Origin of the sequence: Mycobacterium sp. 1081908.1 (assembly GCF_001673535.1) — a bacterium.
Lineage (GTDB): Bacteria > Actinomycetota > Actinomycetes > Mycobacteriales > Mycobacteriaceae > Mycobacterium.
The window spans coordinates 1-19,746 of record NZ_LZLY01000058.1 but is presented as its reverse complement, the minus strand read 5'-3'; the positions used below and the strand labels follow the sequence as shown (position 1 = coordinate 19,746).

The 19,746-nt window shown below is 69.8% G+C and carries 18 protein-coding genes and 1 pseudogene; 10 read left to right on the top strand and 9 right to left on the bottom strand.

The window, feature by feature from the left end; translation table 11 throughout:
* Positions 1-4: 4 nt before the first annotated feature.
* The 6 genes from A5655_RS08540 to modA form a co-directional block, all read right to left on the bottom strand.
* Positions 5-1,033 (bottom strand): zinc-binding alcohol dehydrogenase family protein, encoded by a 1,029-nt coding sequence (locus tag A5655_RS08540; protein ID WP_067008194.1) that lies wholly within the window; start codon positions 1,031-1,033, stop codon positions 5-7.
* 48 nt (positions 1,034-1,081) lie between these two features.
* Positions 1,082-1,384, bottom strand: coding sequence for a GlsB/YeaQ/YmgE family stress response membrane protein (locus A5655_RS08535; protein ID WP_067008192.1), 303 nt, complete (start codon positions 1,382-1,384; stop codon positions 1,082-1,084).
* 135 nt (positions 1,385-1,519) lie between these two features.
* Positions 1,520-2,521, bottom strand: coding sequence for an alanine and proline-rich secreted protein Apa (locus tag A5655_RS08530; protein ID WP_067008190.1), 1,002 nt, complete (start codon positions 2,519-2,521; stop codon positions 1,520-1,522).
* A 101-nt stretch (positions 2,522-2,622) separates the two neighbouring features.
* Positions 2,623-3,720, bottom strand: a complete 1,098-nt coding sequence (locus tag A5655_RS08525; protein ID WP_067008187.1) for a sulfate/molybdate ABC transporter ATP-binding protein — start codon at positions 3,718-3,720, stop codon at positions 2,623-2,625.
* Positions 3,717-4,508 (bottom strand): ABC transporter permease, encoded by a 792-nt coding sequence (locus A5655_RS08520; RefSeq protein WP_067008184.1) that lies wholly within the window; start codon positions 4,506-4,508, stop codon positions 3,717-3,719. The genes A5655_RS08525 and A5655_RS08520 overlap by 4 nt, the downstream gene beginning before the upstream one ends.
* A gap of 3 nt (positions 4,509-4,511) precedes the next feature.
* Positions 4,512-5,309, bottom strand: coding sequence for a molybdate ABC transporter substrate-binding protein (modA, locus tag A5655_RS08515; protein WP_067008181.1), 798 nt, complete (start codon positions 5,307-5,309; stop codon positions 4,512-4,514).
* A 211-nt stretch (positions 5,310-5,520) separates the two neighbouring features.
* Here modA and A5655_RS08510 point away from each other — a divergent pair, with 211 nt between their 5' ends.
* From A5655_RS08510 to A5655_RS08500, 3 genes are all read left to right on the top strand, one after another.
* Positions 5,521-6,198, top strand: a complete 678-nt coding sequence (locus tag A5655_RS08510) for an SDR family oxidoreductase (RefSeq protein WP_067008174.1) — start codon at positions 5,521-5,523, stop codon at positions 6,196-6,198.
* 63 nt (positions 6,199-6,261) lie between these two features.
* Positions 6,262-7,179, top strand: coding sequence for an LLM class F420-dependent oxidoreductase (locus tag A5655_RS08505; RefSeq protein WP_067008317.1), 918 nt, complete (start codon positions 6,262-6,264; stop codon positions 7,177-7,179).
* A gap of 177 nt (positions 7,180-7,356) precedes the next feature.
* Complete coding sequence (locus A5655_RS08500; protein WP_067008171.1) at positions 7,357-8,742, top strand: NAD(P)/FAD-dependent oxidoreductase; 1,386 nt, start codon at positions 7,357-7,359, stop codon at positions 8,740-8,742.
* 241 nt (positions 8,743-8,983) lie between these two features.
* Here A5655_RS08500 and A5655_RS08495 read toward each other — a convergent pair whose 3' ends face one another.
* On the bottom strand, positions 8,984-9,406 hold the full coding sequence (locus A5655_RS08495; protein ID WP_067008167.1) for a PaaI family thioesterase: 423 nt from the start codon (positions 9,404-9,406) through the stop codon (positions 8,984-8,986).
* A 256-nt stretch (positions 9,407-9,662) separates the two neighbouring features.
* On the opposite strand from A5655_RS08495, the gene A5655_RS08490 reads away from it, so the two are divergent.
* The 7 genes from A5655_RS08490 (at position 9,663) to A5655_RS08460 (ending at position 19,105) form a co-directional block, all read left to right on the top strand.
* Positions 9,663-10,082, top strand: a complete 420-nt coding sequence (locus A5655_RS08490; RefSeq protein WP_067008164.1) for a BlaI/MecI/CopY family transcriptional regulator — start codon at positions 9,663-9,665, stop codon at positions 10,080-10,082.
* 14 nt (positions 10,083-10,096) lie between these two features.
* Positions 10,097-11,047 carry a M56 family metallopeptidase gene (locus A5655_RS08485; RefSeq protein WP_067008161.1) on the top strand — a complete coding sequence of 317 codons (951 nt, stop codon included), beginning with the start codon at positions 10,097-10,099 and terminating at the stop codon, positions 11,045-11,047.
* 103 nt (positions 11,048-11,150) lie between these two features.
* Positions 11,151-12,617: an NADP-dependent phosphogluconate dehydrogenase gene (gene gndA, locus A5655_RS08480; protein WP_067008157.1), complete on the top strand. Its 1,467-nt coding sequence runs from the start codon at positions 11,151-11,153 to the stop codon at positions 12,615-12,617.
* A 43-nt stretch (positions 12,618-12,660) separates the two neighbouring features.
* Positions 12,661-14,097, top strand: coding sequence for a GuaB1 family IMP dehydrogenase-related protein (locus A5655_RS08475; protein ID WP_067008154.1), 1,437 nt, complete (start codon positions 12,661-12,663; stop codon positions 14,095-14,097).
* 170 nt (positions 14,098-14,267) lie between these two features.
* Positions 14,268-15,638: a hemolysin family protein gene (locus tag A5655_RS08470; RefSeq protein WP_067008151.1), complete on the top strand. Its 1,371-nt coding sequence runs from the start codon at positions 14,268-14,270 to the stop codon at positions 15,636-15,638.
* Positions 15,635-16,675, top strand: a complete 1,041-nt coding sequence (locus A5655_RS08465) for a hemolysin family protein (protein WP_067008148.1) — start codon at positions 15,635-15,637, stop codon at positions 16,673-16,675. The genes A5655_RS08470 and A5655_RS08465 overlap by 4 nt, the downstream gene beginning before the upstream one ends.
* A 228-nt stretch (positions 16,676-16,903) precedes the next feature.
* On the top strand, positions 16,904-19,105 hold the full coding sequence (locus A5655_RS08460; RefSeq protein ID WP_067008146.1) for a malate synthase G: 2,202 nt from the start codon (positions 16,904-16,906) through the stop codon (positions 19,103-19,105).
* A gap of 146 nt (positions 19,106-19,251) precedes the next feature.
* On the opposite strand, the gene A5655_RS08455 is transcribed toward A5655_RS08460, so the two are convergent.
* Together A5655_RS08455 and A5655_RS27045 are read right to left on the bottom strand one after the other, a co-directional pair.
* Positions 19,252-19,521: a hypothetical protein gene (locus A5655_RS08455; protein WP_156764775.1), complete on the bottom strand. Its 270-nt coding sequence runs from the start codon at positions 19,519-19,521 to the stop codon at positions 19,252-19,254.
* A gap of 25 nt (positions 19,522-19,546) precedes the next feature.
* Positions 19,547-19,746, bottom strand: a pseudogene (locus A5655_RS27045) (hypothetical protein); the annotation flags it as partial.

The following is a 19,746-nucleotide window of genomic DNA, read 5'->3' as shown; positions in this document are numbered from 1 at the left end:
CCGCTCAGACGAGCAGCACCGCGGCGCCCGCGATCCGGCCGGCGCTCAGATCGGTGAGGGCCTCGTCGGCCTGGTCAAGCGGATATTCCGGCGCGGTCACCTCGATGTGGTGCTTGCCGGCGAAGTCGAGAAAGGCCCGCGCATCGGCCCGGGTGTTCGACGTGACCGATCGGACCTGGCGCTCCTGGAACAGGTGACGCTGGTAGTTCAGGGCCGGGATGTCGGACAGGTGGATTCCCGCGATCGCCAGGGTGCCGCCGCGGTCCAGCGCCTCCACCGCGGGCAGCACCAGCTCGCCGACGGGCGCGAACAGGATCGCGGCGTCCAGCGGCACCGGCGGCGGATCGGCCGCGCCCTGGGCCGACGCGGCGCCGAGTCCCAGCGCCAGCTCGCGCGCCTCGGCCCCGCGGGTCATCACGTGCACCTCGGCGCCCTGCGCCAACGCGACCTGCGCGGTGATGTGGGCGCTGCCGCCGAATCCGTAGAGGCCCAGCCGTCCGCCCGGCGGCAGCTCGGCGCGCAGCAGGGATCGGTATCCGATGATGCCGGCGCACAGCAACGGCGCCAGCTCGCTGTCGCTGTAACCGCTCGGCAGGTGGTGCGCGAAAGCGGCTGGAACGGTGGCGAATTCGGCGTATCCGCCGTCGGCGTCCCAGCCGGTGTAGCGGGATTGCGGGCACAGGTTCTCGTTGCCGCCGTGGCAGTATTTGCACACGCCGCAGGTGTGGCGCAGCCAGGCGATGCCGACCCGGTCCCCGGGTTCGAATCCGTCACCCGCGCCGGCGCCGACTTCGACGACCTCCCCCACCACCTCGTGCCCGGGCGTCACCGCCTCGCGGTGCACCGGGAGGTCGCCCTCGGTGACGTGCAGGTCGGTGCGGCACACGCCGCACGCGCGCACCGCGACCAGCAACTCCGACGGTTCCGGTCTTGGCACCTCGGCGGTGACCTGCTCGAGTGGGCCGGTCTCCATGGGGCCGGGGCGGCGCACTCGCCACGCGCGCATCGTCGTGGTCGTCACCGCCGAGGCCATCACTACATCCTGCCGCTATTCGTCACGGCCGCAATGGGTTAGCCGCGATCAGGCGCGGTGGCGCACCATACCGACGACCCACAGCAGGATGAGCGCGCCGAGCAGCGCGGTGAAGAAGGTGAAGATGATCCCGCCGCCGGCGGTGTTGACGAAGAAGCTCAGGATGAAGCCGCCGATCAACGCGCCGACGATGCCGATCACGATGTCCATCAGGATGCCGGCCCCGCTGCCCCTGATGATCCTGCTGGCGAGTGCGCCGGCCAGGCCGCCGATGATGATGTAGCCGATCCAACCGACGCTGGTCAGCGTGGATGACCGGGCGAGAACTTCGGTTGCTGCGATGACGTCCATGCGGGTCTCCTTGCAATCGCTGGCAAAGCCCAGCGGAACCGCTGGGCCGTGCTGTGGGAGTACCCGATTTCCGCTTATAAAACATATGCCCAATTGATCGCGATTGGGCGCACCGGCGCGAGCCGGGAAGGACGGTCAGGCCCGCTGCGGCGTCGGCGCCGCGGCGGGAGCGACGTCGCCGGCGGGCGCTTGACCCGGCGCGGGCGCGGGTGCCGGTGCGCCGGGGGCGGGCGCCGGAGCGCCGGGTGCGCCGGGAGCGGCCCCGGGGGCGCCCGGCGCCGGGGCGGGGGCCGCCGGCGGTGTCCAGGGCTGGATCGACTCGGCCAGCGCCTTCGCGCCGCCCTGGTCCACCGCGTCGTTCGAGGTCCCGAGCCACACCACGAACCAGCGCTGCGGTGGCCCGTTGCCCGCCGAGGGCCCGCTGACCACGCCGGTCCAGATCTGACCGTTCGGCTTGGACGGGTCGCTGAACTTCACCTCGTAGTACGACGCGCTTCCGGTGATGCCGTTCGCGCCCGTCAGCGGGGTGGCGCCCTGGTTGATCCGGGTGCCGGGATAGGGCATGAAGAACTCACCCATGTCCGAGCCCAGCCGGACGGCGGCCTTGGCGTCGCTGGCTTCGGCACTGGCGTAAAGCTTTTGGTCCAGCCGGCCCATCACGATGCGGGTGTCGTTGGCGACCGGCGGCGCCTGCCCCGGCGCCGGCGGCTGGCCGGTGGTCTTGCTGAGCAACTCCGAACCGTAATCGAGGTGGGTCGCATCGGACTCCACCCAGCCGGCGGGGAGGACGAAGCTGAAGCCGCCGACGGCGTTGCCGATCCGGCCCGCGTTGGGGTCGACGGGAGGCGGCGGCGGCGCGTTCGGATCGACCGGCGGGGGCGGCGCCGCGTTGGGGTCGCCCGGCTGGGGCTGCGGCGATCCCGGCGCGCCCGGCGGCGGGGGGGTCGTGGGCGTCGGCGACCCGGGCGCCGGTGCGGCCGTTGTCGTGCTTGGCGGGACCGGCGTCGGAACCTCGGGGTCGGCGCTGGAGGTCGCAGGTAAGGCGATGGCGACGGCGCTGGCACTGGTCACCGCGGCGATCGCCAGCGTCGCCCACAGCCCTTTCCGACGTGTCGAGTTCGGGTCCACCTGATCCATGGCGACGAACCTACCGCGTTACGGCTGTGACGCAAGGGTGCCGTGCGGCGGTTCTTGCGATGTTGTCGATGTGCAACCTTGCTCGCGTCGGCGCAGGTCAGTCAGTGCGGCGCCGGGTACAGCGTCACCTCGTGGGCCTTGACGGAGAACCACACGCGCTCCCCCGGCGTCAGCCGCAGCTCGGCGGCGGCGTCCGCGGTGATTTCAGCGGCCAGCCCCGGGGCGCCGTCGGACTGTTCCCGGCCCCGCACCAGGACGGCGGACCCGTGGGCGTCCAGCTCCGCGACCGTCACCTCGACGGTGTTGCGGGGGCTGCCGCGCGGCCGCTCCCGGTAGACGGACACGGCCGTGGGCGGGAACACGGCGACCGCGTTGACCAGCTGGGCGTCCAGCTCCTGGGCCGGGTTCGCATACCAGCGGGCGCCGGCGCGGTCGTGCAGCGAGCCGTCGGTTCCGACGGTGCCGTTGACCAGGTTGATGCCCGCGATGCGGGCGCCGAAGTGACTGCGTGGCGCCGTGAGAACGTCTGCCACCGGTCCGATTTCGGCGATCCTGCCCGACTCGAGCACCAACACTCGATCGGCCAGCGTGAACACGTCGAGCAGGTCGTGGGTGATCAGGATGACCGCGCAGCCGGTGCGGGTGACGACGTCGCGCAGCGCCGCGCGGACGCCCGCGGCCGCGGCGACGTCGAGCCCGGCCAGCGGCTCGTCGAGCAGCAAAACGTCGGGTTCGGCCGCCAGGGCGCGGGCGATCGCGACCCGCTGGGCTTGACCGCCGGAGAGCTCTCGCGGCTTCCGGTCGGCGAGGCGCTCGGCGTCCACCTCGCGCAGCCAGCGCAGCGCCGTCGCCTTCCTGTCGGCGCGAGCGAAGCGGAACGCTCCCCGGCGGCTGTGCGGTCCGAACGCCACGTTCGCGGCGACGCTCAGGTGCGGAAACAGCAACGGGTCCTGCAGCAGCAACCCCACCCGGCGGTCGTGTGTCGCCAGGTGCACGCCGGCCGCGGTGTCGGTCAACACCCGGTCGCCCAGCCGCACGACGCCCTCGTCGGGTCGGAGCAGCCCCGCGATGACGTGCAGGGCGGTCGACTTGCCGGCGCCGTTGGGTCCGAGGACGGCGAGTACCTCGCCCGCCGACACCGAGAACTCCACATCCAGGCCGCGGTCGGCGACGACCGCGCGGATCCGCAACTCGCTCATGCGGACACCCCGGTGAGCCGGCGCGCGCCCAGTCCGAGCACCACCACCGCCGCCACCGCCACCAGCAGGATCGACAGCGCCACCGCCGCGTCCGCGTCGCTCACCCGCTGCAGGTAGATCTCCAGCGGCAGCGTTCGGGTGACACCCTGGCGGGAGCCGGCGAACGTCAGCGTCGCGCCGAACTCGCCCAGCGAGCGGGCGAACGCCAGCACCGCCCCCGACGTCAGTCCGGGCAGCAGCAGCGGCAGGGTCACCCGCCACCAGATCGTGCTCGGCCGCGCCCCCAGCGTCGCCGCCACCACCTCGTAGTCGGCTCCCGCGGTGCGCGCGGCGCCCTCGAGGGAAATGACGAGAAACGGCAGCGAGACGAACGTCTGCGCCAGCACCACCGCGGTCGTACTGAAGGCGATGCTGACCCCGCCGGCCTCGAGGTATCGCCCGATCAATCCGAGCCGACCGAACGCATAGAGCAACGCGATGCCGCCCACCACCGGCGGCAGCACCAACGGCAGCAGGATCAGTGGCCTAAGCAACCGGACCCCGCGCGCCGTGCTGCGGGCGAGCACCAGCGCCATCGGGACGCCCAGCAGCACGCACAGGGCGGTGCTGGCGGCGGCGGTCTTGAGGCTCAGCAGCAGCGCCGTCCGCGACGAGGGGCTGGTGATCAGCGACCAGAAGTTCGGCCAGTCAACCTTGACCGCGATCGCTATCAGGGGCACGACCACGAACGCGGTCCCCGCCGCGGCGGGGACGTACACCCACCGCGGCAGATCCATAGGTCGGTGCACGGGTCAGGGCTTGGCGAAGCCCGACTGGGCCAGGATGTTCTGACCGGGGTCACCGGTCACCATCGCCACGAACTTTTGGGCCAGCGTGGCCTGCGTGGCGTTCCTCAACACCGCGATCGGATAGACGTTGACCGCGCCGGCGGCCTCCGGGAAGTTCACCGTCGCCACCTTGTTCCCGGCGCTGTGAGCGTCGGTGACGTACACCAGCCCCGCGTCGGCCTGCCCGGTGGTGACCTTGTTGAGGACGTCGGTCACGTTGAGTTCCTCGCTGACCGGGCTGAGTCGCACGCCGGTGCCGTTCTCGATGCGCTGGGTCGCCGATCCGCACGGCACCGGCCTCTGGCAGATCACCACGCTCAGCCCCGGCTTGGCGAGGTCGGCGAAGGACCCGACCTTCTTCGGGTTGCCCGGTGCCGTGACGATGACCAGTGTGTTCGAGGCGAAGTTCGTCGGGTTGCCGGCTAGCAGGCCCGCCCGGGCGACCGTGTCCATCTGCGCGGTGTCCGCCGACGCGAAGACGTCGGCCGTCGCGCCCTGAGTCAACTGGGTGGCGAGCTCGGATGAACCCGCGAACTCGAAATCGACTGTGCTTCCGGGGTTTTGGGCCTTGAACCGCTCGCTGATCTGACCGAACGCCGGCTTCAGCGAGGCCGCGGCGAAAACCACGACCTTTCCGGACGGCTGGGCGGGCTGACCGGGCGACGACGACGGCGTTTTCGAGCCGCACGCGAGCAGGCCCACCGCCAGCCCCGGCACCAGCAGGGTCGAAACCAAACCGCTCACGATCCCGGTCCGCCGCATGAGTGCACCCTAGTCCGCCGACGATGCGGTCCGCCCGGCTGCTGACCGCCGCAAAAAAGTGACGGCCGAATAGTTATGCAAATAATCCGCGCGTCGCGGGGCCCGGAGTTTCGCGGACTAGCTACCGTCCAGTAACATCTTCTTAGATTTATGCCATAAACGCGCTGAGATCCAGGCAGCTGCTGGGTTCAACGTTGAACACGAGGAGGTCATGGCAGTGGAAGTTCTGGTCACCGGGGGCGACACGGAGCTGGGGCGCACTGTGGCCGAGGGTTTCCGCGACGACGGTCACAAGGTGACCCTCGTGGGCGCACGGCGCAGCGATCTCGAGATCGCCGCCAAGGAACTCGACGTGGACGCCATCGTCTGCGACACCACCGACCCGGCGAGCCTCGCCGAGGCGCGCGGACTGTTCCCCCATCACCTCGACACCATCGTCAACGTGCCGGCGCCGGCCTGGGACCCGGGCGACCCCCGCACCTACTCGATGGCCGACACCGCCAAAGCCTGGCGCGACTCCCTCGATGCCACGGTGCTGTCCGTGGCGCTGACCGTGCAGGCCGTCGGCGACAACCTTCGCTCGGGTGGCTCGATCATCAGCGTGGTGCCCGAGAACCCGCCCGCGGGAAGCATCGACGCCGCGATCAAGGCGACGCTGTCGAATTGGACCGCCGGGCAGGCGGAGGCTTTCGGCACCCGCGGGATCACCGTCAACACCGTGGCCAGCGGGCGCAGCGCGCAGGCCGGTTACGACGGGCTGTCGCGCACGCCGCCGACGGTCGCCGCGGAGGTCGCCCGCCTGGCGCTGTTCCTCACCACCCCGGCGGCCCGCCACATCACCGGCCAGACGCTGCATGTCAGCCACGGCGCGCTGGCCCGTTTCGCCTGAGGCTGAATCGCATCCGTTTCACACCCTGGTTCTGATACCGGGCCGGTGGCTACGGTGAACAACGTGGCTATCCGACTTGGTTTGCAAATTCCCAACTTTTCCTACGGCACCGGGGTGGACAAGCTCTTCCCCACCGTTGTCGCCCAGGCTCAAGAGGCCGAGGCGGCCGGATTCGACTCGGTCTTCGTCATGGACCACTTCTACCAATTGCCCATGTTGGGCGATCCCGATCAGCCGATGCTGGAGGCCTACACCGCGCTGGCCGCGTTGGCCACCGCGACCGAACGGGTGCAGCTTGGCACCCTGGTGACCGGCAACACGTATCGCAATCCGACGCTGCTCGCCAAGATCATCACCACGCTGGACGTGGTGAGCCAGGGCCGGGCCATCCTGGGCATCGGCACCGGCTGGTTCGAACTCGAGCACGATCAGCTGGGCTTCGAATTCGGCACCTTCACCGACAGGTTCAACCGGCTCGAGGAGGCGCTGCAGATCATCCTGCCGATGATCAAGGGCGAACGGCCGACCTTCTCCGGCAAGTGGTATCAGGCCAAGGAGGCCATGGCCAATCCCCGCTTCCGCGACCACATTCCGTTGATGATCGGCGGCAGCGGGGAGAAGAAGACGATCCCGCTGGCCGCGCGCCACTTCGACCACCTCAACGTCATCGCCGGGTTCGACGAGCTGCCCGCCAAGCTGAAGGTCGTGCGGGAGCGATGCGAAGAGATCGGCCGCGACCCGGCCACCCTGGAGACCAGCACCCTGACCACGGCGGTCGTCGACGAGAACTTCGACGCCGACCAGATCCCCGCCGAGATGGCCCAGCGGATGGTCGTCGGCAGCGCGGAGTCGGTTGCCGAGCAAATCAAGACCAAGGTCATCGACGCCGGGATCTCCGGGGTGATCATCAACATGCCGTTCTACACACCGGGCGTCATCACCGCGGCCGGCGAAGCCCTTCGCCCGGTCGTGGGGCTGTAACGCAAACCGCATTGCGCCCCGGGGCATGACGAGCATCACGTTCGCTCGACCAGGCCCGATGCGTGATGTGGTTCATTACACATGCTTACGATCTGGGTTTCGGGGTACCGCCTTCACTAGCGTGGTAGCTAACTGGAATCGCGCGTCCAGCGACCCCGATCAGGAGCCTGCCCGAACATGAGCACGCAAGCAGAAACCACTGCTGCACCCGACCGTCGTCACCAGGTGGTCATCATCGGATCGGGATTCGGGGGACTCAACGCGGCAAAGAAGCTCAAGCACGCCGACGTTGACATCAAACTGATCGCGCGCACCACCCACCACCTGTTCCAGCCGCTGCTGTACCAGGTGGCCACCGGCATCGTGTCCGAAGGCGACATCGCCCCGCCCACCCGGGTCGTCCTGCGCAGGCAGCGCAACGTCCAGGTGCTGCTCGGCGACGTCACACACATCGACCTGGAGGGGCGGTTCGTCGTATCGGACCTGCTCGGCCACACGTACGAAACCCCTTACGACACACTGATTGTCGCGGCGGGGGCCGGCCAGTCCTATTTCGGCAACGACCAGTTCGCCGAGTTCGCGCCCGGCATGAAATCGATCGACGACGCCCTGGAGGTGCGGGGCCGGATCCTGAGCGCCTTCGAGCAAGCCGAACGGTCCCGCGACCCGGAACGGCGGGCCAAGCTGTTGACGTTCACCGTCATCGGCGCCGGCCCCACCGGCGTCGAAATGGCCGGGCAGATCGCCGAACTCGCCGCGCACACCCTCAAGGGGTCCTTCCGCCACATCGATTCCACCCGGGCGCGGGTGATCCTGCTCGACGCCGCCCCCGCGGTGCTGCCGCCGTTCGGCGAGAAGCTCGGCGAGCGGGCGGCCGCGCGGCTGGAGAAGATGGGCGTGGAAATCCAGCTGGGCGCGATGGTCACCGACGTCGACCGCAACGGCATCACGGTCAAGGACTCCGACGGCTCCACCCGGCGCATCGAATCCGCGTGCAAGGTGTGGTCCGCCGGGGTGCAGGCCAGCGGGCTGGGCATGGACCTCGCCGAGCAGTCGGCGGTCGAGGTCGACCGGGCCGGACGGGTCAAGGTGCTGCCCGACCTGTCCATCCCCGGACACCCGAACGTGTTCGTCATCGGCGACATGGCCGCGGTCGAGGGCGTGCCGGGGGTGGCTCAGGGAGCCATCCAGGGCGCCAAGTACGTCGCCGGCACGCTCAAGGCGGAACTCAACGGGGCCGATCCGGCCGAACGCGAGCCGTTCCAGTACTTCGACAAGGGCTCCATGGCCACCGTGTCGCGGTTCTCCGCGGTGGCCAAGATCGGTCCACTGGAGTTCAGCGGCTTCATCGCCTGGCTGATGTGGCTGGTGCTGCACCTGGTGTATCTGGTCGGGTTCAAGACGAAGGTCAGCACGCTGCTGTCGTGGACGGTCACCTTCCTGAGCACCCGCCGCGGCCAGCTCACCATCACCGAGCAGCAGGCGTTCGCCCGAACCCGCCTCGAACAGCTTGCGGTAGCGGCGGCCGAGGCGAAGCGCCCTGCGGCCAGACGGGCGAGCTAACCCCCCGGCCGATCGGATCGAGGGGTGCCGGTCGGCTCGGAGCGGGGGATTCCTTTTGCAGCACAGCAGCTTTCGTATCGAATTGGGCCTGTCTTAGCTAGGCGGATTATTCGAACGTTGGGTGTGAATCGTCGGCGTTGCGAGTGTGCTCTGGGCGGGAAAAACGCCGAAACCCCGCCCTACACACACATTGAAAACCGCCACTGCAAACTCGAAGCCCTGGCCGCGCGTCCACTGCCGGCTAAGCCTCGAGGTTTTGCAGCCGCACCTGACCGCGGGCCACCACCCGATCGTTGTCGTCGGTGATGGTGACCAGCCACAGCTGCTGGCGCCGGCCGCGGTGAATGGGTTCGGCGCTGCCGTACACGGTCCCGGAGCCGATCGAGCGCAGGAAGTCCGTGTTGTTGTTGACGCCCACCACGTTGCCGCCGTCGCCCTTCGCGTTGAGCCAGGTGTAGGCCGACACGCTGGCCATGCTCTCGATGATCGAGCAGTAGACGCCGCCATGGACCAGGCCCATCGGCTGCAGCAGTTTCGGCGTGACCTCGAGCTGCGCGCGGGCGCCGTCGGGACTGAGGTCGGTGAACCGCAGCCCCAGCTCCGTGTCGAACGGTGCGGTGAAGTTCGGCGGGAGGGTCGCGTCGGGCGGTGTCGGCACGCTCATGTGTCTACACGATCGGCGGAAACAGGCGAGCCCCGCGCCAGGCGCGGGGCTCGCCGATCGAGTAGACCGGGGGTCACTGCAGCCCTCAGGACTCTCCACGGTCGTGTCGCTCGACCGCCATCAGCATAGGCAAGGCTGCCCTAATTTCGCAAGGTATGGTTTGGGTGTGCCCGAGCCGCATTGCGCCCGGATAGATACGACGGCCGGTAGTAAGCGGAGTACGCTGGTTTCGACGCTCTCAGGAGATGAACGCACTATGGCCAAGCTGACCCGGCTAGGGGATCTGGAACGCGCCGTGATGGATCATCTGTGGTCCACGGCGGAGCCCCAGACCGTCCGCCAAGTCCACGAAGCGTTGTCGGCGCGACGCGACCTCGCCTACACGACGATCATGACCGTGCTGCAACGGCTGGCCAAGAAGAACCTGGTCTCCCAGCTCCGCGACGACCGCGCCCATCGGTACGCGCCGGTGCACGGGCGCGACGAGCTCGTCGCCGGGCTGATGGTCGACGCGCTGGCGCAAGCCGAGGACTCCGGGGGCAGGCAGGCCGCCCTGGTGCACTTCGTCGAGCGCGTCGGCGCCGACGAGGCGGAGGCGCTGCGGCGCGCGCTGGCCGAACTCGAAGCCAATCCGCGCGACAAGGCCCCGTCGGCTGGCGCGCCAGCGGAGGACTGAGGGAGACTGGCAGCGTGTCCGCGCTGGCCTTCTCCATCCTCGCGGTGCTTTTAGTCGGCCCGGCGCCGGCTTTATTGGCACGAGCGAAGTGGCCCCTGCGCGCCCCGCGTGCCGCGATGGTGTTGTGGCAGGCAGTCGCCCTGGCCGCGGTCCTCTCGGCGTTCAGCGCCGGTATCGCGATCGCCAGCCGGGTCCTGGTCCCCGGCCCCGACGGGCGGCCGACCGCCAGCGTCATGGGCGCCGCGGATCGACTCGGCTGGCCGCTGTGGACCGCGTACATCGCCGTCTTCGCGCTGACCGTATCGGTCGGCGTCCGGTTGATGGTCGCGGTCGCGCGGGTGGCCATCGCCAACCGGCGGCGGCGGGCCCACCACCGCATGGTCGTCGACCTGGTCGGCGTCGGCCACGACGCGGCCCTGGCCCAGACCTGCGCCAACACGCGCGACCTGCGCGTCCTGGACGTCGCGCAACCGCTCGCCTACTGCCTGCCGGGCGTGCGCAGCCGGGTGGTGGTCAGCGAGGGAACGCTGAACACGCTCGGCGACGCCGAGGTCTCCGCCATCCTCACCCACGAGCGCGCCCACCTGCGCGCCCGCCACGATTTGGTTCTCGAGGCCTTCACCGCGGCGCACGCCGCCTTCCCGCGGATCGTCCGCAGCGCCAACGCGCTGCGCGCGGTGCAGCTGCTCGTCGAGCTCCTGGCCGACGACGCCGCGGTGCGCGCCACCGGGCGCACTCCCCTGGCCCGGGCGCTGGTCGCCTGCGCCTCCGGGCGGGCGCCGTCGGGCGCGCTGGCAATGGGTGGTACCAGCACGGTGGTGCGGGTGCGCCGGCTCTCCGGCCGGGGCAACAGCCTGATGCTGGCGGCCGCCGCGTACCTGGCCGCGGCCGCCGTATTCGTGGTGCCCACCGTGGCCCTGGTCGTGCCGTGGCTCATCGAGCTGCGGCGGCTCTTCAACGTCTAGCGTCGGAGCGGGCCATCACCCTGGAATGCCACTCGGAGTCGGCTGTGCCACAGTGTGATCCGACAGCTCGTCGGAAAAGTTCCGCAACCTGAGAGGCGAACACATGAGTGCCCCGAATTCCAAGGACTCGAAGACCGGTACCGCGCAGATCGGCGTCACCGGCCTCGCCGTCATGGGTTCCAACATCGCCCGCAACTTCGCCCACCACGGCTACACGGTGGCGCTGCACAACCGGTCCGTCGCCAAGACCGATGCGCTGCTCAAAGAGCACGGCGACGAGGGCAAGTTCGTGCGCTCGGAGACCATCGCGGAATTCCTCGACGCGCTGGAGAAGCCCCGGCGGGTGCTGATCATGGTCAAGGCCGGCGACCCGACCGACGCCGTCATCAACGAACTCGCCGACGCCATGGAGCAAGGCGACATCATCATCGACGGCGGCAACGCCCTCTACACCGACACAATCCGCCGGGAGAAGGCGATGCGCGAGCGCGGCCTGCACTTCGTGGGCGCCGGCATCTCCGGCGGCGAGGAGGGGGCCCTCAACGGGCCGTCGATCATGCCGGGCGGCCCGGCCGAGTCGTACAAGTCGCTTGGCCCGCTGCTCGAGGAGATCTCCGCGCACGTCGACGGCGTCCCGTGCTGCACCCACATCGGCCCCGACGGCGCCGGCCACTTCGTCAAGATGGTGCACAACGGCATCGAATACTCCGACATGCAGCTGATCGGCGAGGCCTACCAGCTGCTGCGCGACGGCCTGGGCAAGACCGCCGAGGAGATCGCCGACGTCTTCGACGAGTGGAACAAGGGCGACCTGGACAGCTTCCTGGTGGAGATCACCGCCAAGGTGCTGCGCCAGACGGATGCGAAGACCGGCAAGCCGCTCGTCGACGTCATCCTCGACGAGGCCGAGCAGAAGGGGACCGGGCGCTGGACGGTGAAGTCGGCGCTGGACCTCGGCGTGCCCGTTACCGGCATCGCCGAGGCGGTGTTCGCCCGCGCGCTGTCGGGCTCGGTCACCCAGCGCAAGGCCACCACCGGGCTGGCCTCCGGTCGGCTCGGCGAAAAGCCAACCGACGCAACGCAATTCGTCGAAGACGTCCGGCAGGCCCTGTACGCGTCGAAGATCATCGCGTATGCCCAGGGGTTCAACCAGATTCAGGCCGGCAGCGCCGAATACGACTGGGGCATCACGCCGGGCGACCTGGCCACAATCTGGCGGGGCGGCTGCATCATCCGGGCCAAGTTCCTCAACCGCATCAAGGACGCGTTCGACGAGGACGCCGACCTGCCGACGCTGATCGTCGCGCCGTACTTCCGCGCCGCGATCGAGGCCGCGATCGACGGCTGGCGCCGCGTCGTGGTGACCGCCACCGAGCTGGGCATCCCGATCCCGGGCTTCTCCTCGGCGCTGTCCTATTACGACGCGCTGCGCACCGAGCGGCTGCCCGCGGCGCTCACCCAGGGGCTGCGCGACTTCTTCGGCGCGCACACCTATGGCCGCACCGACGACGACCCGGACAAGCGCTTCCACACGCTGTGGAGCGGGGACCGCAGCGAAGTGCCCGCCTAGCGGGTCCGCGTGTAGAAGGGGCCAAAGGGGGCAAGCCGAACACATGAGGTTTCTGGACGGGCACCGACCCGGGTACGACCTGACGTACAACGACGTCTTCATCGTGCCGAACCGCTCCGATGTCGCGTCGCGCTTCGACGTCGACCTGTCCACCACCGACGGCTCCGGCACCACCATTCCCGTCGTCGTCGCCAACATGACCGCGGTGGCCGGGCGCCGCATGGCCGAGACGGTGGCGCGGCGGGGCGGCCTGGTGATCCTGCCCCAGGATCTGCCGATCCCGGCGGTCCAGCAGACGGTCGACTTCGTCAAGAGCCGCGACATGGTCCTCGACACCCCGGTGGTGCTCGAGCCCGACGACTCGGTGTCCGACGCGGTCGCGCTGATCCACAAGCGCGCGCACGGCGTCGCCGTCGTCGTTTTCGAGGGCCGCCCGATCGGTCTGGTCACCGAGGCCTCGTGCCTGGGCGTCGACCGCTTCACCCGGGTGCGCGACGTGGCCGTCACCGATTTCGTGACGGCCCCGGTGGGCGCCGAGCCACGCAAGATCTTCGACCTGCTCGAGCACGCCCCGATCGGCGTCGCGGTGGTGACCGGCGCGGACGGCACGCTGGCGGGCGTGCTCACCCGCACCGGGGCGGTCCGCGCCGGGCTGTACACCCCGGCCACCGACGCGCGCGGGCGGCTGCGCGTCGGCGCGGCCGTCGGCATCAGTGGCGACGTGGGGGCCCGGGCCCGGTCCCTGGCCGAGGTCGGCGTGGACGTACTCGTCATCGACACCGCGCACGGGCATCAGGTCAGGACGCTGGACGCGATCAAGGCGGTCGCGTCGCTGGACCTGGACCTGCCGCTGGCGGCGGGCAACGTGGTGTCGGCGGAGGGCACCCGCGACCTGCTGGGCGCCGGGGCGACCATCGTCAAGGTCGGCGTCGGGCCCGGCGCCATGTGCACCACCCGGATGATGACCGGCGTCGGGCGCCCGCAATTCTCCGCCGTGCTCGAATGCGCCTCCGCCGCAAGGAAACTCGGCGGGCACGTGTGGGCCGACGGGGGCATCCGGCATCCGCGGGACGTGGCGCTGGCGCTGGCCGCGGGCGCGTCGAACGTGATGATCGGGTCGTGGTTCGCCGGCACCTACGAGTCGCCCGGCGACCTGATGCGCGACCGCGACGACCAGCCCTACAAGGAGAGCTACGGCATGGCGTCCAAGCGGGCCGTCGTCGCCCGCAGCGGCGCCGAGACCGCGTTCGACCGCGCCCGCAAGGCGCTGTTCGAGGAGGGCATCTCGACGGCGCGGATGGGGCTGGACCCCGACCGCGGTGGCGTCGAGGACCTGATCGACCACATCACCTCCGGGGTGCGCAGCACCTGCACCTACGTCGGCGCCTCGACCCTGGCCGAGCTACACGAGCGGGCCGTCGTCGGGGTGCAGTCGGCCGCGGGGTTCGCCGAGGGCCATCCGCTGCCGCTGGGTTGGTGAGCGCGTTCTGCCCGCTGGACGTCTGGCTACCATGTGAATTCACGTGATTTTTCGGCTGGCAGCAAAGCGCTGTCCCGCATCGAGGGAAGGGATGACGTGCCGCAGGCACGCGTCGAGCTCGTAGGCTTCGAGACGGAGCGGCGACCGGCAGCGTCCCCGGAGCCTCCGTCATGAACGTCGCCGTCACGCTGATCAGCGTCCTGGCAATCGCGCTGCTGATCTTCGCCAACGGGGTCTTCGTCGCCGCCGAATTCTCGCTGACCGCCCTGGACCGCAGCGTCGTGGATTCCAACGCCCGCCACGGCGGCCGGCGCGACCGCTTCATCCAGCGCGCCCAGCAGCGGCTGTCGTTTCAGCTGTCGGGAGCCCAACTGGGCATCTCGATCGCCACGCTGGCGACCGGTTACCTGACCGAGCCGTTGGTCGCCGACCTGCCGCACCCGGCGCTGAGCGCGATCGGCATACCCAACCGGGTGGCCGATGCGATCCTCGCGTTCCTGGCGCTGGTGATCGTGACGTCGGTGTCGATGGTGTTCGGCGAGCTGGTTCCGAAATATCTCGCCGTGGCGCGCCCGCTGTCGACCGCGCGCGCCGTCGCGGGGGTCCAGCTGCTGTTCTCGCTGCTGTTCACCCCGGCCATCCGGCTGACGAACGGCGCGGCCAACTGGATCGTGCGCGAGCTGGGCATCGAGCCGGCCGAGGAGCTGCGCTCGGCCCGCTCGCCGCAGGAGCTGGCGTCGCTGGTGCGCAACTCGGCGCGCAGCGGCACCATGGACGCCGCCACCGCCGCCCTGGTGCGGCGATCGCTGCAGTTCGGCGAGCTGACCGCCGAGGAACTGATGACGCCGCGGTCGAAGATCGTCGCGCTGGAAACCGACGAGACGGTCGCCGACCTGATCGCCGCCGCCGCCGAGTCCGGCTTCTCGCGCTTCCCCATCGTCGACGGCGATCTCGACGAGACCGTCGGCATCGTGCACGTCAAGCAGGTGTTCGCGGTGCCGGCGGCCGCGCGGGCGACCACCCTGCTGACGACGCTCGCGCAGCACGTTCCGGTGGTGCCCTCGACGCTGGACGGCGACGCGGTGATGGCCGAGATCCGCGCCAATCCCCTGCAGACCGCGATGGTCGTCGACGAGTACGGCGGCACGGCCGGCATGGTGACCGTCGAGGACCTGATCGAGGAGATCGTCGGCGACGTCGACGACGAACACGACGACGCGACCCCGGACGTGGTGGCGGCCGGCGCCGGCTGGCGGGTGAACGGGCTGCTGCGCATCGACGAGGTCGCGACCGCCACCGGGTTCCGGGCCCCCGAGGGGCCCTACGAAACCATCGGCGGCCTGGTGCTGCGCGAAATCGGCCACATCCCCGTGGCCGGCGAGACGGTGGAGCTGACCGCGCTGGACTCCGACGGCCTGCTGGACACCTCGATGCGCTGGCAGGCGACGGTGGTCCGGATGGACGGTCGCCGCATCGACGTGCTCGAGCTGCAGGAGCTGGGCAGTCGGGCCGAAACGCACGCCGGGCGGGGCCCGTCGTGAGCGACGCACTGGGAGTCCTGCTGGCGATCCTGCTGATCGGCGTCAACGCGTTTTTCGTCGGGGCGGAGTTCTCGCTGATTTCGGCGCGCCGCGACCGCCTCGAGGCGCTGGCGGAGCAGGGCAAGGCGAGGGCCGTCGTGGTGATCCGCGCCGGCGAGCAGCTTTCGTCCATGCTGGCCGGGGTCCAGCTGGGCGTGACGGTCGCCTCGCTGTTGCTCGGCCGCATCGGTGAGGCCGCCGTCGCGGACCTGCTGCGCTCGGCGTTCGGCCTCACCGGTTGGCACCCGGCGCTGCTGCATACGCTTTCGCTGGCGATCGCGCTGGCCATCGTCGTGACGCTGCACGTGCTGCTCGGTGAGATGGTGCCGAAGAACATCGCGCTGGCCGGCCCGGAGCGGGCGGCGATGCTGCTGGTGCCGCCCTACCTGGCCTACGTGCGCGCGGCGCGGCCGTTGATCGCGTTCTACGACAAATGCGCGAACGTGGTGCTGCGCGCGCTGCGCGTCGAGCCGAAGTCGCAGCTCGACGTGTCGGTCTCCACCCGGGAGCTGCGGGTGATGATCACCGAATCGGTGTCCGAGGGGCTGCTGGACGCCGAGGAGCACGGCAGGCTGACCCGGGCGCTGCAGCTGCGTTACCGGCGGGTCGGCGACGTGGCGCGCCCGCTCGCCGAGATCCGGGCGGTGCCGGTGGCCGCGGCCGGCTCGGGGCCGACCGTGGGCGCGGTCGAAGAGGCCCTGGCCCAGAGCGGATATTCGCGGTTTCCCGTCGCCGACGCCGACGGGAAGTTCATCGGTTACCTGCACATCAAGGACGTGCTGACGCTCGACGACGACCCGGACACGGTGATCGACCGGGCCTGGGTCCGACCGCTGCCACAGGTCCCGACGTCGCTGCCGCTGGCCGACGCCCTGTCGCGAATGCGCCGCAGCAACAGCCACCTGGCGTTGGTGACCGACGACGGCGGCGCGGTGGTCGCGATGGTGGCGATGGAAGATCTGGTCGAGGACCTGGTCGGCACGATGCGCGACGCTTAGTGCCGCTGCCCGCGGACGGCGCCGCAGCCCGTATGATCTCCAAGGCTGCCGGGCCGGATAGCGATCCTCGCGGTTCGCCGCGGCGCCGCCGTTGGAGCTCTTAGCGCGCGCCTGACCTGCTGTTGAAGGTCGGGCGGATAACGTCTGTCGGGCCGCCGGTCGGTACGCTGAAGGCAATGCGTGTTGAGGGCCAGTGAGGTGTTACGTGGCCCACGATGGAGGAGAAAAATGACTGATCGCGTGTCGGTGGGGAACCTGCGCGTCGCCCGAGTGCTCTACGACTTCGTGAACAACGAGGCCCTGCCCGGCACCGACATCGACCCGGACAGCTTCTGGGCCGGCGTCGACAAAGTCGTGGCCGACCTGACCCCGCAGAACCAGGATTTGCTGAACCGCCGCGACGAGCTGCAGGCCCAGATCGACAAGTGGCACCGGCACCGCGTGATCGAGCCGATCGACGCCGAGGCCTACCGCGAGTTCCTCGCCGAAATCGGCTACCTGCAGCCCGAACCCGAGGACTTCACCATCACCACCTCGGGCGTCGACGACGAGATCACGACGACCGCCGGCCCGCAGCTGGTGGTGCCCGTGCTCAACGCGCGGTTTGCCCTGAACGCGGCGAACGCCCGCTGGGGGTCGCTGTACGACGCCCTTTACGGCACCGACGTCATCCCGGAAAGCGACGGGGCGGAGAAGGGCACCAGCTACAACCGGGTGCGCGGGGACAAGGTGATCGCGTACGCGCGCAAGTTCCTCGACGAGGCGGTGCCGCTGGCGTCGGGCTCGTGGGCGGACGCGACCGGCGTGAGCATCGGCGACGGGCAGCTGCAGGTCGCCCTCGGGGACGAGTCGACCGGCCTGGCCAGCCCGGAGAAGTTCGCCGGCTACAGCGGGGAGCTCGGCTCCCCCAGCTGGTCGGTGCTGCTGGTCAACCACGGCCTGCACATCGAGATCCTGATCGACCCCGAGTCGCCCGTCGGCCAGACCGACCGGGCCGGCATCAAGGACGTGATCCTGGAATCGGCGGTCACCACGATCATGGACTTCGAGGACTCGGTGACCGCCGTCGACGCCGACGACAAGGTGCTGGGCTACCGCAACTGGCTGGGGCTGAACAGGGGTGACCTGGTCGAGGAGGTCAGCAAGGGCGGCGAGACCTTCACCCGCGCGCTGAACGCCGACCGCACCTACACTCGGCCTATTCCCGGCCCTGAGGGGCCTGAGCTGACCCTGCCCGGACGCAGCCTGCTGTTCGTCCGCAACGTGGGCCACCTGATGACGAACGACGCGATCGTCGACGCGGACGGTAACGAGGTGTTCGAGGGCATCATGGACGGCTTGTTCACCGGCCTGACCGCGATCCACGGGCTGAAGACCGGTGACGCCAACGGCCCGCTGACGAACAGCCGCACCGGTTCCATCTACATCGTCAAGCCCAAGATGCACGGCCCCGCCGAGGTCGCGTTCACCTGCGAACTGTTCAGCCGCGTCGAAGACGTCCTGGGCCTGCCCCAGGGCACCCTCAAGGTCGGCATCATGGACGAGGAACGCCGCACCACGGTCAACCTCAAGGCGTGCATCAAGGCCGCCGCCGACCGGGTGGTGTTCATCAACACCGGCTTCCTCGACCGCACCGGCGACGAAATCCACACCTCCATGGAGGCCGGCCCGATGATCCGCAAGGGTGCGATGAAGAACAGCACCTGGATCAAGGCCTACGAGGACGCCAACGTCGACATCGGGCTTGCCGCCGGGTTCAAGGGCAAGGCCCAGATCGGCAAGGGCATGTGGGCGATGACCGAGCTGATGGCCGACATGGTCGAGCAGAAGATCGGCCAGCCCAAGGCCGGCGCCACCACCGCGTGGGTGCCGTCGCCGACGGCGGCCACCCTGCACGCGATGCACTACCACTACGTGGATGTGGGCGCCGTGCAGGAGGAGCTCGCGGGCCAGAAGCGCACCACCATCGACGAGCTGTTGACCATTCCGCTGGCCAAGGAATTGGCTTGGGCGCCAGAGGAAATCCGCGAGGAGCTGGACAACAACTGCCAGTCCATCCTCGGCTACGTGGTGCGTTGGGTGGAGCAGGGCGTCGGCTGCTCGAAGGTCCCCGACATCCACAACACCGCGCTCATGGAGGACCGCGCCACCCTGCGGATCTCCAGTCAGCTGCTGGCCAACTGGCTGCGCCACGGCGTGATCACCAGCGAGGACGTCCGCGCCAGCCTCGAGCGCATGGCACCGTTGGTGGACCGGCAGAACGAGGGCGACCCGGTTTATCGGCCGATGGCGCCCAACTTCGACGACAGCATCGCCTTCCTGGCGGCTCAGGAGCTGATCCTGTCCGGCACGCAGCAGCCCAACGGCTACACGGAGCCGATCCTGCATCGGCGCCGGCGCGAGTTCAAAGCCCGCGCCGCCGGTGCGTGAAAACGGCCCGACATGCGGTAGGTAATGCGGTCCGATGACTAGAATTTGCGCCGAGTTCACAAGTCACGCGACGGGTCGACGGAAAGGCGGCGGGCACCGGTATGGGTAGGCACAGCATGCCCGACCCCGAGGACTCCGTCGACCAGTCAACCGGCGACGAAAACCTCGACGACGACGCATACCCCGCCGCCGACACGGGCCACCACCGCGACGCCGAACAGCCGGAGGTCGCCGAGCCGTGGGCCGAATACGGGCGCTACCCGGACGAGGGCTTCCCCGCCGGCGGCGACCTCTATTCGGACGAGGACCCGTACCCCGCCGAGGGCACGTTCGCGGCCGACGACTCCGAGGGGTATCCCGAATTCGCCGCGGGCCCGGCGAGCCCGGAGCCGCCGTCCCGTTTCAGTGGCGGGCACCGCGGGCTCGGCGAGCGACTCGGTGGCCACCGCAGCGACGGCGGGCGCCGCGGGGTGAGCGGTGCGACAACGCGTCACCGAAGAAAGTCCACAGGATCACGCCGCCCACCACGACGACGACGGCGACGAGCGCGACGATCACCCCGATGCTCACCCCGCGGCGCCCGCCGTCGCTGCGGTGGCCACCGAGTCGCTCGCCGAGCCCGCGGTGCCCGCCACTGAAAC